This is a genomic window from Bradyrhizobium sp. UNPA324, from assembly GCF_006658635.1.
Classification (GTDB): domain Bacteria; phylum Pseudomonadota; class Alphaproteobacteria; order Rhizobiales; family Xanthobacteraceae; genus Bradyrhizobium; species Bradyrhizobium nanningense.
Genome location: NZ_LFJD01000004.1, coordinates 4,704,826 through 4,718,095, shown reverse-complemented (window position 1 = coordinate 4,718,095; position 13,270 = coordinate 4,704,826). Strand labels below are relative to the sequence as shown.

Genomic DNA, 13,270 nt, shown 5'->3' with positions numbered 1-13,270 from the left:
AGCTATCGACCGCGCGTGGCGCTAATCCCGAACGACCAGCTTTCGCCAAACTCCTTCCTGGGATTATGGGTCCCCGCGTTCGCGGGGACGACACCGAGAATGTGGAAGTGTCGCCGCTCACAAAGGCATCGCATCCGCAGCATTCCCAAAACAGCTTGAGGCCATGCATGGCGCGATGGCCTCTCACCTTGCTCTCGCAGCAAAGCCAAGGCTAACGTCGCGCACTCTCCAACGCTGGACTTGAATTGATGATACGTATCGCCGTCGGCGGCTTCCTGCACGAGACCAACACTTTCGCTCCCACCAAGGCGACCTTCGCCGATTTCCAGCATGGCGGCGGCTGGCCGGCGATGACGGAAGGAGCCGACGTGCTGAAGGTGATGCGGCGCATCAATGTCGGCCTTGCCGGCTTCGTCGACAGCGCCGAAGCGAACGGCTGGGAACTCATCCCGACCATTGCCTGCGGTGCGAGCCCGTCGGCGCACGTCACCAGGGACGCTTACGAGCGCATCGTCAAGGTGATGGTCGACGGCATCAAAGCCGCGGGCCCGATCGATGCGGTCTATCTCGATCTGCACGGCGCGATGGTGACCGAGCATCTCGACGACGGCGAAGGCGAGATTCTCGCGCGCGTGCGCCGCGTCATCGGCAGGGATGTTCCGCTGGTCACGAGCCTCGACCTCCACGCCAACGTCACGCCGGAGATGATCGAGCATGCCGACGCGCTGATCGCCTATCGCACCTATCCCCATGTCGACATGGCCGCGACCGGCCGCGCCTCGGCACGGCATCTCGCGCTGCTGCTGAAGCGGAAGCAGCGCTTCGCAAAAGCGTTCCGGCAATTGCCGTTCCTGATTCCGATCAGCTGGCAATGCACCAACGACCAGCCCACCAAAGGCATCTACGAAAAGCTCGCCGCCCTGGAGGACGATGCGGTTCCGACGCTCTCGTTCGCGCCGGGCTTTCCTGCCGCCGACTTCCGCGATTGCGGCCCGAGCGTGTTCGCCTATGGCCGGACGCAGGAAGATGCCGATCGTGCCGCGGATGCGCTTCTCAAGCTGATCGAAGGCCACGAGGACGATTTCGACGGCAAGATCTGGACGCCTGACGATGGCGTTCGCCATGCCATGGAACTTTCGAAGGGCGCAAGCAAGCCGATCATCATCGCGGACACCCAGGACAATCCCGGCGCCGGTGGCGATTCCGACACGACAGGCATGCTGCGCGCGTTGGTACGCAACAAGGCGAGCGCCGCAACCGGCGCGATCTACGATCCGGAATCGGCCAAGTCTGCGCATGAAGCCGGCGTCGGCGCCACCGTGACGCTGTCGCTCGGCGGCAAGTCCGGCATTCCCGGCGACGAGCCCTATCGCGAGACCTTCGTGGTCGAAAAGCTCTCCGACGGCCGCTTCATTGCGCCCGGTCCCTATTATGGCGGCCGCGAGATGGAGATGGGCCCCTCGGCGTGCCTGCGCATCGGCGACGTCCGCGTCGTAGTTAGCTCGCACAAGGCGCAGCTCGCCGACCAGGCGATGTACCGCTACGTCGGCATCGAGCCGACGCAAGAGAAGATCCTGGTCAACAAAAGCTCGGTGCACTTCCGCGCCGATTTCGAGCCGATCGCGGAGCAGCTGATGATCTGCGCCGCGCCCGGCGCGATGCCGGCCGACACCGCCTCCCTGCCCTGGACGAAGCTGCGCCCGGGAATCCGCATCAAGCCGAACGGCCCTGTTTTCAATCCTTCTTCACGCTAACTGGACAGAAACACATGCCCACGATCGACCGCATCGACGGATATGCCGACGAACTCACCGCCATCCGCCGCGACCTCCACGCCCATCCCGAGATCGGCTTCGAGGAAGTACGCACCTCCGGCATCGTCGCCGACAAGCTGAAGAGCTGGGGCATCGAGGTGCATCGGGGTCTCGGCGGCACCGGCGTGATCGGCGTCATCAAGGGCAAGGGCTCGGGCAGCAAGCGCATTGGCCTGCGCGCCGACATGGACGCGCTGCCGATGGAAGAGAATACCAATCTGAAATGGAGCTCGAAAATCCCCGGCCGCTTCCACGGCTGCGGCCATGACGGCCACACCACCATGCTGCTCGGCACCGCGCGCTACCTCGCCGAGACCAGGAATTTCGACGGTACCGTGCATCTGATCTTCCAGCCGGCCGAGGAAGGCCTCGGCGGCGCCCGCGCGATGATCAAGGACGGCCTGTTCGAGAAGTTCCCCTGCGACGAGCTCTACGGCTTGCACAACGCGCCCGATCTGAACCACGGCGAGATCGCGATCCTGCCCGGCCCCGCGATGGCCAGCGCCGACTTCTTCGACCTGCGCATCACCGGCTATGGCGCGCACGGCGCGATGCCCGAGCGTTCCAAAGACGCGGTGATCATCGCGACCACGCTGGCGCAGGCGATCCAGACCATCGTCAGCCGCAACGTCGAGCCGCTGCAGGCCGCGGTAGTGTCGATCACCCAGATCCACGCCGGCTCCGCCTATAACGTCATTCCCGGCGACGCGCATCTCTGCGGCACCATCCGTACCTTCTCGAAGGAAGTCCGCACCCTGGTCAGCGAACGCATCCGCACGATCTGCGCCGGCATCGCAAGCGCCTATCAATGCGTGATCGACGTCGACATCCGCGACACCTTCGACGTACTGGTCAACCAGGTCGAGCAGTCCAAGGTGGTCGAGGAAGTCGCACGCACCATCGTCGATCCCGCCAACGTGATCACCCGCGCGCAGCCCAAGATGGGCAGCGAGGATTTTGCCGACATGCTGCAGACCATTCCCGGCGCCTATTTCTGGGTCGGCCATGACGGTTCGGTGCCGGTGCACAATCCCGGCTTCGTGCTCGACGACAAGATCCTGCCGATCGGTGCCAGCATGTTCGCCCGCATCATCGAGACCCGCATGCCGGTGGGTGCCAATGCATAAAAAGAGCGTCGAGGAAGCGGTCACCTCGCTGCACGATCTGTCCGCGGTCGATCTGATCGCGGGCTATCGCGCCAAGCAATTCTCGCCGAGCGAAGTGCTGGAAGACGTGCTCGCGCACGTCGCGGCATGGGAACCGCATCTGAAGGCGCTCTATGCATTCGATCCCGACGGCGCGCGCGAGGCCGCCAAAGCCTCGACCTCGCGCTGGAGCGGCGGCGAACCCTCCGGCGCGCTCGATGGCGTGCCCGTCACGGTGAAGGACAACATCGCGACCAAGGGCGTGCCGGTGCCGCTCGGCGCGGCCAGCGTCAAGCTGGTGCCGGCCGAGAAGGATGCCCCGCCCGCCGCGCGCCTGCGCGAAGCCGGTGCGGTCATCTTCGCCAAGACCACCATGCCCGATTACGGCATGCTGTCCTCCGGGCTCTCCAGCTTTCACCCGCTCGCGCGTAACCCTTGGGACCTCTCCAAGAATCCCGGCGGCTCCAGCGCGGGCGCAGGCGCGGCTGCCGCGGCCGGCTATGGCCCACTGCATCTCGGCACCGATATCGGCGGCTCGGTGCGCCTGCCCGCCGCTTGGTGCGGCCTCGTCGGCCTGAAGCCGAGCTTTGGCCGCGTGCCGATCGATCCCACCTATGTCGGCCGTGTCGCCGGGCCCATGACCCGCACCGTCGATGATTGCGCGCTGATGATGAGCGTGATCGCAAAGCCCGACCGGCGCGACGGCATGAGCCTGCCAGCCGAGCCGCTCAACTGGAAGGGGCTCGAAAAATCTCCCCGCAAGCTGCGCATCGGCCTGATGCTTGATCCGGGCTGCGGGCTGGCGCTGGAGAAGCCGGTGCGCGAGGTCGCGGTGAAGGCGGCGAAAGCATTTGAATCTGCCGGCGCGGTCGTGACCGAGGTCGACGGCATCCTCACGCGCGAGATGCTCGACGGCCTCGACAATTTCTGGCGTGCGCGGATGTGGGACGATCTGGCGAAACTGACCCCGGCCGAGCAGGCCAAGGTGCTGCCCTACATCTTCAAATGGGGCGAGTCCGGCGCGAAGCTCTCGGGCGTCGACGTGATCCGCGGCTTCAACCAGACCATGGCGATCCGGGCCGCGGCAGGAAAATTGTTCTGCGAGCTCGACTATGTGATCTCGCCGACCGCGCCGAACGTGAACTATGCGGCGGAATGGGCTTCCCCGACCAACGATCCGATGAAGCCGTTCGAGCACATCGCCTATACCGTGTCGTGGAATATGTCGGAGAACCCTGCGATCTCTCTCAACGGCGGCTTCGACGCCAAGGGCTTCCCCATCGGCGTGCAGATCGTCGGCCGCCGCTTCGACGATATCGGCGTGCTCGGCATGGCCAAGGCGTTCGAGGGCCTGCGCGGCGCGCAGCGGCCCTGGCCGAAGCCGCCGGCGAAGTAGCGTCTGAGCACAAGCGCGGGCTCGCCCCGCGCATCCATCCTCTTCAGGAAACATGGATTGCCGGGTCAAGCCCGGCAATGACACAACCGATTCAAGAATGACAGGGAAGGAAACCAGCCATGGCGTATGAGACGATCAAATACGAGGTCGCCGAGCAGATCCTCACCATCACGCTGAACCGGCCCGACAAGCTCAACGCCTTCAACGCGCAGATGCAGTCCGAGCTGATCCACGCATTCGACGCCGCCGACAAGGACGACAATGTCCGCGCCATCATCGTCACCGGCACAGGCCGCGGCTTTTGCGCGGGCGCCGATCTCTCCTCCGGCGCCGACACGTTCGATCGCGACGCACGGCGCGGGCCAGTGAAGCGCCTCGCCGACGGCAAGGTCGACTACAGCGATCCGCAGGTGCGCGACGGCGGCGGCCAGGTGACCTTGCGCATCTTCAAGTGCCTGAAGCCTGTCATCGCCGCGGTCAACGGCCCCGCGGTCGGCATTGGCGTCACCATGCAGCTCGCGATGGACATCCGCATTGCCTCGGACACCGCGCGGTTCGGCTTCGTGTTCTCCCAGCGCGGCATCGTGCCGGAGGCGGCTTCGAGCTGGTTCCTGCCGCGCATCGTCGGCATCTCGCAGGCGCTGGAATGGTGCTATTCCGGCCGCGTCTTCCCGGCCCAGGAGGCACTCGCCGGCCGTCTCGTCAGCAAGGTCGTTGCCCCCGACGATCTCCTGCCGACAGCCCGCGCGCTCGCCACGGAATTCTGCGCCAAGACCGCGCCGGTCTCGGTGGCGCTGATCCGCCAGATGATGTGGCGCATGATGGGCGCTGACGACCCCATGGAAGCCCACAAGGTCGACAGCCGCGGCATCTACGCCCGGGGCCGCTCGGACGACGTGAAGGAAGGCGTGGTGTCGTTCCTGGAAAAGCGCCCCGCGCAGTTCAAGAACAAGGTGTCCAGCGATATGCCGGACTATTTCCCGTGGTGGACCGAGCGGGAGTACAAGTGACGAAACTACGCCGTCTTGACGGCGCGGAGGAAGGTCTCGACGAACTGACGCATGTTTTCCGACTGCCGCGTCAGCTCCTCCGAGGCATCGAGCACGTCGCCGGCCGCCGCGCTGGACTCGCTCGAGCCGACCTTGACGCCCTGGATGCTCTGTGAGATTTCGCCGGTCCCTCGCGCGGCCTCCTGAACGTTGCGGGCGATTTCGCGCGTGGCAGCGTCCTGCTCGACGACCGCAGCGGCGATCGACGACGTGATCTCGTTGATCTCTTCGATCGTCGCCGTGATGCCGTGGATCGCGCTCACCGCCTGTTCGGAGGTCGTCTGGATGGCGGCGATTTGATCGCGAATGTCGAGGGTCGCCTTGGACGTCTGTTCGGCAAGGCTCTTCACCTCGCCCGCCACGACGGCAAATCCCCTGCCCGCTTGTCCCGCGCGTGCCGCCTCGATCGCCGCGTTCAACGCCAGCAGGTTGGTCTGCCGCGCGATCTCGTTGATCAGCTTGAGCACATCGCCGACCCTCTCCGCCGCCGACGACAGCCCCTGCACGGTTTCGTTGGTGCACCGGCCTTCGGCAACGGCCTTCTCCGCGATCTGCGCCGACTGTGTCGCACGGCGTCCGATCTCGGCGACTGAACTGGACAATTCCTCGGTCGCCGCGGCGACGGTCTGCATGTTTGCCGACGCCACCTCGGTCACGCCTGCCACGCTCGCCGCCTCATCGCTGGTCTGACCGGCGGACCGGCTCATCCTGGCCGCCGTCGCCTCCAGTTGGGAAGATGCAGATATGACGGTCTCGATCACCTCGGCGACGTCGATGTCGAAACGATCGGAGAGCTCGTCGATGCGGCTTGCACGGGCGGCCTGTTGCGCAGCAGCCTCGCGTTCTCTCGCGTTCAGCTCGACACTCCGGACCAGGCCCTCCTTGAAGAACTGAACCGCACACGCCATGGCCCCGATCTCGTCGGCACGGTCGGTGCCGTCGACCTGCTGGCCGAGCTTGCCGTCGGCAAGATGCGTCATGGTGCCGGCAAGCTTACCGATCGGCACAGTGATGCCGCGCGCCATGACCGCCGCGGTCACCATGCTCGTCAGCAGAGCAAGCAGGGACAGGCTGGTCACAAGACCAAGGCTCATGGTGGCTTCGGACTTCTTCTTCGCCATCAAGCTGGTGAGCTGCGTCGCCAGCCCATCCTCGACCTTCTTCAGGAGATTGATCCGAGCCGTCGCGGCGTCGAACCAGGACTTGCTGTCGAGCGAGCCGAACTCTCCCGCGAGCCCGCCGCGCTCGACCGCCTTGCGCATGCCCTCGAACTTGTCGATCGCTGGTCCCGACAATTCCGAGCCGAGCAGATCCTTCGCCTCAGGCGAGGCAACTGCGCGGAAGGAGGCAAGGAAGCTGTCCTGCGCGGCTGCAAGGCCAATCGCCCTGACATAGGCCTGCGGCTCGAAACGTCCGGCGGCGATCGCGCCGGCGACGGTGGCCCGCTCCAGGCCGGCCCGTTCCTTGGCTTCCACCAAATTGGCATGCGCGGCGATCGACCGCGATATCTCATCGTCCGTTGCAAGCTTGGAAATGCCTGAAGTCACCGCGATCAGGCGCCCCACAATATCCGACAGGGCCCCCGTCGCGGCCGCCGGCGCGATGGCCTGGCGATCGATCTGCGCGCGCAGCGAATCCAGGCGTCCAAGGCTCTCCGTTGCTGCCTGACTTGCAGAGGTAAGCCGGCCGCTGCCTTCACGCGTGAGATCCGCCAACGCCCCCAGCGCCATTGCGCGGCCGGCGTCGGTGCGACGACGCTGTTGCTGGAGCTCGGCACCCAATTGGGTGCCCTTGCTGCTCAGAAAGGTCAGCGACAGCCCACGTTCGCGCTGGAGCTCGTGGACCAAGCCGCTCAACTTGCCGACCCCATCCACGACCGGCTGCATATCCACCATTTCCGAACGCACGGACCATTTGGCGGAAATATCGTACAGGGCCAGCGCGGCGAGCGTCGCGAGAGGCAGCAGCGCCGCCAGAGCGATGCGATGAAGTATTTTTACATTCCTGAACATCATCAGAGTTCGCGATTGCGCACTCGTGATAGGATCAGACTGGTAAAGAAAACTCCTTATACGAGTGAGAAAAAGATAGGCGGCACCTGCTCACGAATACGGCAGGGCCGATCACTCCATCATCAGCGCCACGCGTCCGATCGCCTTGCGATCGATCAAGAGCCGCATTGCCTTGGCATAATCCTGCAGCGGCAAGCGGTGCGAGACGTTGGGGCGCAGCTTGCCCTCCTCCGCCCATTGTAGCAGCGCCTTCAGGCGGACTGCGCCGAGCACAGGGTTCTTGCGCACGGCCTCTCCGGCGCGGACGCCGAGTACGCTGGCGCCTTTGATCAGCAGCAGATTGGTCTTCGCCGAGCCGATGCCGCCGGTGAAGCCGATCACCAGCAGCCGCGCGCCCCAGGCGATGCAGCGCATCGAGTCTTCAAAGACCTGGCCGCCGACGGGATCGAACACGACGTCTGCGCCGCGACCATCGGTGATGCGCTTGACGGCATCGCGAAACGGCTCGCGGTCGTAGCGGACGAGATGATCGGCGCCGCGCGATTTCGCAATGGCGAGCTTCTCGTCGCTGGAGGCGGTCGCGATCACGATCGCACCCAGCATCTTGCCGATCTCGACGGCGGCCAATCCCGTGCCGCCGCCGGCGCCATGCACCAGCAGCACCTCGCCCGGCTCGATCCGGCCCCGATCGATCAGCGCATGATAGGCCGTGCCGTGACCGGCAAGATAGGTCGCAGCCTCGGCGTAGTCGAACGTCGACGGCTTAGGGGTGAGCTGCGACGGCGTGACGACGGCTTCGTCCGCAAACGCGCCGTGGCGCATCTTGACGATGACCTTGTCACCGACGGCAACACCTTTTGCCTCGGCGCCAATCTCGGTGACCTCACCGGCCGCTTCCATGCCGGGCGTGAACGGCAATTCCGGCTTGAGCTGATATTGGCCCGCGACCATCAGCACGTCGGGAAAGTTCAGCCCGGCGGCGCGGATCGCGACGCGCACCTCGCCCGGGTTCAGGGGGCGCGACGGAAACTCCTCCAGCCGCAACGCCTCGGGCTCGCCGAGCGTGCGGCAGACGACGGCGCGGACCATCAGGCCGCGCTCGCCTTGCTGCGCGAAAGCGCCTCGCGGATCAGCGGCAGGCGGTCGTTCCCAAAATACATGTCGGTCTTGCCCACGAAAATCGTCGGCGAGCCGAAGCCGCCGCGGGCGACGACCTCTTCGGTATTCGCCTTGAGCTGATCCTTGATCCCCTGCTCGGAGATGCCCGCGAAGAATTTTGGCTCGTCGATGCCGACCTGCTTGCAGATGTCGGCAAGCACCGCGTCCTGCGAGATGTCCTTGTCACCGCCCCAATAGGCCTGGAACACGGCCGTCGCAAACGGCACCATCTCCTTGCCAAGCCAGATGCAGCCGCGCATCGCCTTCACGCTGTTCACCGGGAACACCGTCGGCGGCATCTTGATCTCAAGGCCCGCCGCGCGCGCCCAGTCCTGAAGATCTTTCTTCATGTAACGGGCCTTCAGCGGCACCGGCTTCTCCCGCTGCGCATAGACGCTCGGGTTGACGGTGTTGAAGATGCCGCCGACCAGGATCGGCCGCCAGACGATCTCGGCGCCCAACTCCTTGGCGAGCGGCTGGATGTTGTGGAAGGCGAGATAGGTCCAGGGGCTGGAGCAGTCGAAGAAGAATTCGATCATGGCGTTTCCTTTTTCTTTTATCCGCTAGACTCTATCTTCCGTCATTGCGAGCGAAGCGAAGCAATCCGGAAACTTTCCGCGGCGACAGTCTGGATTGCTTCGTCGCCCGCGCAAAATTGCTTCGCAATTTTGTCGCGAGCTCCTCGCAATGACGAGGAGGGAGCGGAGGCCTACTTCCTTCCCAACACTTCCTTAGCCCTCTGCCCGAACATGATCTTGCGTGATTCCTCGTCGAACGGCTCTTTGACGAATTTGCCGATCGCGAGCCCCGCCTGCACCTGCGGCCTGGCTCGGACCTCGGCATACCAGCGTTTGACGTTCGGATAGTCGTCCAGCGTAAAGCCTTGCGCCTTGTGGGTCATGGTCCAGGGGAAGCAGGCGATGTCGGCGATGGAATAATCGCCGGCGACATGGGCGCCGGTCTTCTCGAGCTGCCGGTCGAGCACCCCGTAGAGCCGGGCCGCCTCGTCGCGGTAGCGCTCGATTGCGTAAGGAATCTTCTCCGCCGCATAGAGCGCGAAGTGGCCGTGCTGGCCGAGCATCGGTCCGAGGCCGGCCATCTGCCACATCACCCACTGGATCGTCGCGGAGCGGCCCCGCAAGTCGGCAGGCAAGAAACGGCCGGTCTTTTCCGCGAGATAGATCAGGATTGCGCCGGTCTCGAAGATCGAGAACGGTCCACCGCCGTCGGCGGGTGCGTGGTCGACGATGGCAGGGATGCGGTTGTTCGGGGAGATCGCCAGAAACTCAGGAGCGAACTGCTCGCCAGCGCGGATGTTGACGGGCTTCACGTCATAGGGAAGCCCGAGCTCCTCCAGCATGATCGAGATCTTCCAGCCGTTCGGCGTCGGCGCATAATAGAGGTCGATCATGACCTTTCCCTTGGCATTTCCTTCTGGCCTTCCCTGTCGATGCCGCCAGCCAAATGACGACTTTTGTTGTTCTGTACCTCGACGTTAAGACATGGCAGGAAGGGGCGCAACACAACCCGCCGGGAGGGCCGCCATGCTGTTTCCAACCACGATCGCCGGCTCCTTGCCGAAGCCGGAATGGCTCGCCGAGCCCAACATGCTCTGGGCGCCCTGGAAGTCGCAAGGCGATGAGCTGCTCCGTGCCAAGCGCGATGCGACGCTGATCTGGCTGAAGATCCAGGAGGACGCCGGCATCGACATCCTCACCGAGGGCGAGCAGGCCCGCCAGCATTTCGTCCACGGTTTCCTGGAGAAGATCGACGGCATCGATTTCGCCCACAAGGTCGAGATGGGCATCCGGAAAGATCGCTACAAGGCGATGGTGCCGCAGGTGGTCGCACCGCTTCGCTTGAAGGATCGCGTGCATGCCTTCGAGGCGCGGGTGGCCCGCACCCACACCCGGAAGAAGCTGAAGTTCACCCTGCCCGGCCCGATGACCATCATAGACACCATCGCCGATCGCTATTATGGCGATCGCGTCAAGATGGCGTTTGCCTTCGCCGAGCTGCTCAACGAGGAAGCCAAGGCATTGCAGGCCGACGGCGTCGATCTCGTGCAGTTCGACGAGCCCGCTTTCAACGTCTACATGGACGAGGTCAACGATTGGGGCATCAAGGCGCTGGAGCGCGCCGCGCAGGGGCTGACCTGCGCCACTGCCGTGCACATCTGCTACGGCTACGGCATCAAGGCCAACACCGACTGGAAGGAGACGTTAGGCAGCCAATGGCGGCAGTATGAGCAGATCTTTCCCGCAATCGACGCCAGCCCGATCCAGCAGGTCGCGATCGAATGTCGCAATTCGAAGGTCCCGCTCGACCTGCTCGCGCTCCTGAAGAACAAGATCGTGCAGGCCGGCGTGATCGACGTCGCCAGCGATGCGGTGGAGACCGCCGAGGATGTCGTGCAGGTGATCGACGCCGTGTCGAAGTTCGTGCCCAAGAGCAACATCATCGCCACCACCAATTGCGGCATGGCGCCGATGCGGCGCGAGATCGCCGAAGCCAAGCTGATGGCGCTCGGCGCAGGCGCGGCGCTGGCGCGCGAGAAGCTCGGGTGATGGCGGTGACCCGCAAGTCCCTCTGCTAGTCCAGAGCGGTTGGATGCAGCGCCGGCTGATAGCCGGCGCTTAGCGCCCGCAATGTGGACGGGGGCGTCAGCAGCATTGGCCCCTCAAGCCCGTGCTCGGCCTGCAAATAGCCGGCTGGCGACCATAGCAGCGGCCGGCCTTTCATCATCAGAAAGCTCTGCTCGCCCTGCTGCAGCATCGCGCCATCGGGCAGGTCTGCGAGCCGTCCTGGCAACGCGTGCAGGCGCTTGCGGCCGTGGTCCAGACGCTCCAGGTGCAGCCTTGTGTCCATCGCCTTTGCGCTCACCTTGCTTGCGCCATTGCCCCGCTCCCATGCCGCGCGAAAGCGGTTGGCATCGTCGCGGCGGCAGAAGAAGCAGGGGCGGTGCCCCGCGGCGAAGGCAGTGGCTTCGTCGAGAAAGAACAGCTCGGTCCAGCTCCGCCGCGCCATCACCGGCCGCCGCCAGCCGCGGAATTCGCATAGGCAAATAATCCAGGCCGGCGACGACCAGCGCTTCTTCAGCAGCGTCTTGGTCGCGGGATCGTGGATGATGCCGCGATTGCCGGTGAACCTGCCGCGATGCGGAGTGGCGATGATGTCGCCGGTGGGCGTGACGCGGTTTTGCAGGGGCATGGTGCGAGTCTACTCCCTCTCCCCATTCTTACGGGGAGAGGGTTGGGGCGAGGGGCTGCCTCTACAGATAAGGTGACAGACGGACTCGCGGAAGCTCCCCCTCACCCGGATTGCATCTTCGATGCAATCCGACCTCTCCCCGCAAGCGGGGCGAGGTGAAGAAAACTCACGCCGCCCCGTCGCGCAGCGGCGGGTGGTAGGACAGCGCGGTGTCCCAGGGGAAGAAGATCCAGGTATCCTGCGAGACCTCCGTGATGAAGGTGTCGACCAGCGGGCGCCCCTTCGGCTTGGCGTAGACGGTGGCGAAATGCGCGTCCGGCAGCATCTCGCGCACCAGCCTGCCGGTCTTGCCGGTGTCGACGAGGTCGTCGACGATCAGCAGCCCCTTGCCGGTGCCGCCGCCGAGCTTCATGGCCTGTTCCGAAATGCCCTTGAGCACCTGGAGCTCGCCCTGCTTGTCGTGATCGTAGCTCGCGATACAGACCGTATCGATCACGCGCACGCCGAGCTCGCGCGCCACGATCGCGGCCGGCACGAGGCCGCCGCGCGTGATCGCGATCACCGCGTGGAACGGACCGACCTCGTTGAGCCGCCAGGTCAGCGCCCGGCAGTCCCGGTGGAACTGGTCCCACGAGACCGGAAAGGCCCTGCCCGCCCGCTCCTGTGCGCTCAGTTCCGGTGCTTCACCAGCCATTGTCGTCTCCTGCGTCGTAAAACGTCCAGCAAGCCGGGGCTTTAACGGCTGACGTTCAATCCTGCCAGCATCTCCTTCACCGCAGCCATTGCTGCCGCCAGCTTCTCCGAATCGCGCGAGCGCACCACCAGGTTGGTGTTCGGCTTCGAGTCCTCGTCCATGAAGGGATAGCTGCCGATGATGGTGTCGGGATGGGCGGCGGCGATCGCCCGCAGCGGACTGCCGATGTCGCCCTCGCGCGCATTGGCGCGCACCGTGTCGGAGAGCATGCGCACGCCCGATTTCAGCTTGGGCGCAACGATGTCCATCATCGCCTGCATGATCGACGGCACACCCGCCATGACGATGACATTGCCGATCTTGAAGCCGGGGGCGAGGATGGTCGCGCTCTGGATCAGCTCGGCACCGGCAGGAATCCGGGCCATGCGCAGACGGGCCTCGTTGAGGTCCTGCTCGCTCCAGCGCTCGCGGAAACGGGCGACGACTTCCGGATGGTGGTCGATGCCGACGCCGAACGCCTTGGCGACGCTGTCGGCGGTGATGTCGTCATGGGTCGGCCCGATGCCGCCGGTGGTGAAGACGTAAGTGTAGCGATGCCGCAGTGCGTTCAAGGCCGCGATGATGTCGGCCTCGTCGTCGGAGACGACCCGGACTTCCTTCAAGTCGATGCCGATATTGGTCAGGTATTCGGCGATGAAGCCGATATTCTTGTCCTTGGTCCGGCCGGACAGGATTTCGTCGCCAATGACCAGAATGCCCGCCGTGACGATCTCGCTCATGCCTTAAGTCCCT

The 13,270-nt window shown here is 64.8% G+C and carries 12 protein-coding genes; 5 read left to right on the top strand and 7 right to left on the bottom strand.

The genetic code is table 11. The features are described 5' to 3' along the window. Window positions 1-248: 248 nt before the first annotated feature. From UNPA324_RS22725 to UNPA324_RS22710, 4 genes are all read left to right on the top strand, one after another. Window positions 249-1,754 (top strand): M81 family metallopeptidase, encoded by a 1,506-nt coding sequence (locus tag UNPA324_RS22725; protein ID WP_128920924.1) that lies wholly within the window; start codon window positions 249-251, stop codon window positions 1,752-1,754. 14 nt (window positions 1,755-1,768) lie between these two features. Next, window positions 1,769-2,941 (top strand): M20 aminoacylase family protein, encoded by a 1,173-nt coding sequence (locus UNPA324_RS22720; RefSeq protein WP_128920923.1) that lies wholly within the window; start codon window positions 1,769-1,771, stop codon window positions 2,939-2,941. Next, window positions 2,934-4,355: an amidase gene (locus tag UNPA324_RS22715; protein ID WP_141936021.1), complete on the top strand. Its 1,422-nt coding sequence runs from the start codon at window positions 2,934-2,936 to the stop codon at window positions 4,353-4,355. The genes UNPA324_RS22720 and UNPA324_RS22715 overlap by 8 nt, the downstream gene beginning before the upstream one ends. A gap of 119 nt (window positions 4,356-4,474) precedes the next feature. Then, on the top strand, window positions 4,475-5,365 hold the full coding sequence (locus UNPA324_RS22710) for a crotonase/enoyl-CoA hydratase family protein (RefSeq protein ID WP_141936020.1): 891 nt from the start codon (window positions 4,475-4,477) through the stop codon (window positions 5,363-5,365). 5 nt (window positions 5,366-5,370) lie between these two features. Here the strand turns inward: UNPA324_RS22710 and UNPA324_RS22705 are convergent, their stop codons facing one another. The 4 genes from UNPA324_RS22705 to UNPA324_RS22690 form a co-directional block, all read right to left on the bottom strand. Beyond that, window positions 5,371-7,419 (bottom strand): methyl-accepting chemotaxis protein, encoded by a 2,049-nt coding sequence (locus UNPA324_RS22705; protein ID WP_245471706.1) that lies wholly within the window; start codon window positions 7,417-7,419, stop codon window positions 5,371-5,373. A 108-nt stretch (window positions 7,420-7,527) separates the two neighbouring features. Further along, entirely contained in the window at window positions 7,528-8,505 is a 978-nt protein-coding gene (locus UNPA324_RS22700; RefSeq protein ID WP_128920920.1) for an NADPH:quinone oxidoreductase family protein, read from the bottom strand. Beyond that, window positions 8,505-9,113 (bottom strand): 2-hydroxychromene-2-carboxylate isomerase, encoded by a 609-nt coding sequence (locus UNPA324_RS22695; protein ID WP_128920919.1) that lies wholly within the window; start codon window positions 9,111-9,113, stop codon window positions 8,505-8,507. The genes UNPA324_RS22700 and UNPA324_RS22695 overlap by 1 nt, the downstream gene beginning before the upstream one ends. Before the next feature lie 170 nt (window positions 9,114-9,283). Next, entirely contained in the window at window positions 9,284-9,985 is a 702-nt protein-coding gene (locus UNPA324_RS22690) for a glutathione S-transferase N-terminal domain-containing protein (protein WP_128920918.1), read from the bottom strand. Window positions 9,986-10,118: 133 nt separating this feature from the next. Between UNPA324_RS22690 and UNPA324_RS22685 the strand changes: the two genes are divergently transcribed. Continuing rightward, complete coding sequence (locus tag UNPA324_RS22685; protein ID WP_128920917.1) at window positions 10,119-11,141, top strand: methionine synthase; 1,023 nt, start codon at window positions 10,119-10,121, stop codon at window positions 11,139-11,141. Window positions 11,142-11,166: 25 nt separating this feature from the next. Here UNPA324_RS22685 and UNPA324_RS22680 read toward each other — a convergent pair whose 3' ends face one another. The 3 genes from UNPA324_RS22680 to UNPA324_RS22670 all read right to left on the bottom strand — a co-directional run bounded on the left by UNPA324_RS22680 (window position 11,167) and on the right by UNPA324_RS22670 (window position 13,257). Continuing rightward, window positions 11,167-11,784 (bottom strand): hypothetical protein, encoded by a 618-nt coding sequence (locus UNPA324_RS22680; protein ID WP_128920916.1) that lies wholly within the window; start codon window positions 11,782-11,784, stop codon window positions 11,167-11,169. A 166-nt stretch (window positions 11,785-11,950) separates the two neighbouring features. Further along, on the bottom strand, window positions 11,951-12,478 hold the full coding sequence (gene gpt / locus UNPA324_RS22675; protein ID WP_063195254.1) for a xanthine phosphoribosyltransferase: 528 nt from the start codon (window positions 12,476-12,478) through the stop codon (window positions 11,951-11,953). Between the two features lie 41 nt (window positions 12,479-12,519). Continuing rightward, entirely contained in the window at window positions 12,520-13,257 is a 738-nt protein-coding gene (locus UNPA324_RS22670) for a competence/damage-inducible protein A (protein ID WP_128920915.1), read from the bottom strand. Between the last annotated feature and the right edge of the window lie 13 nt (window positions 13,258-13,270).

Bases quoted from the DNA above. Each gene is read 5' to 3' on its own strand.
- UNPA324_RS22725 (WP_128920924.1), top strand. From the start codon at position 249: ATGATACGTATCGCCGTCGGCGGCTTCCTGCACGAGACCAACACTTTC.
- UNPA324_RS22720 (WP_128920923.1), top strand. From the start codon at position 1,769: ATGCCCACGATCGACCGCATCGACGGATATGCCGACGAACTCACCGCC.
- UNPA324_RS22715 (WP_141936021.1), top strand. From the start codon at position 2,934: ATGCATAAAAAGAGCGTCGAGGAAGCGGTCACCTCGCTGCACGATCTG.
- UNPA324_RS22710 (WP_141936020.1), top strand. From the start codon at position 4,475: ATGGCGTATGAGACGATCAAATACGAGGTCGCCGAGCAGATCCTCACC.
- UNPA324_RS22705 (WP_245471706.1), bottom strand. From the start codon at position 7,419: ATGATGTTCAGGAATGTAAAAATACTTCATCGCATCGCTCTGGCGGCG.
- UNPA324_RS22700 (WP_128920920.1), bottom strand. From the start codon at position 8,505: ATGGTCCGCGCCGTCGTCTGCCGCACGCTCGGCGAGCCCGAGGCGTTG.
- UNPA324_RS22695 (WP_128920919.1), bottom strand. From the start codon at position 9,113: ATGATCGAATTCTTCTTCGACTGCTCCAGCCCCTGGACCTATCTCGCC.
- UNPA324_RS22690 (WP_128920918.1), bottom strand. From the start codon at position 9,985: ATGATCGACCTCTATTATGCGCCGACGCCGAACGGCTGGAAGATCTCG.
- UNPA324_RS22685 (WP_128920917.1), top strand. From the start codon at position 10,119: ATGCTGTTTCCAACCACGATCGCCGGCTCCTTGCCGAAGCCGGAATGG.
- UNPA324_RS22680 (WP_128920916.1), bottom strand. From the start codon at position 11,784: ATGCCCCTGCAAAACCGCGTCACGCCCACCGGCGACATCATCGCCACT.
- gpt (WP_063195254.1), bottom strand. From the start codon at position 12,478: ATGGCTGGTGAAGCACCGGAACTGAGCGCACAGGAGCGGGCGGGCAGG.
- UNPA324_RS22670 (WP_128920915.1), bottom strand. From the start codon at position 13,257: ATGAGCGAGATCGTCACGGCGGGCATTCTGGTCATTGGCGACGAAATC.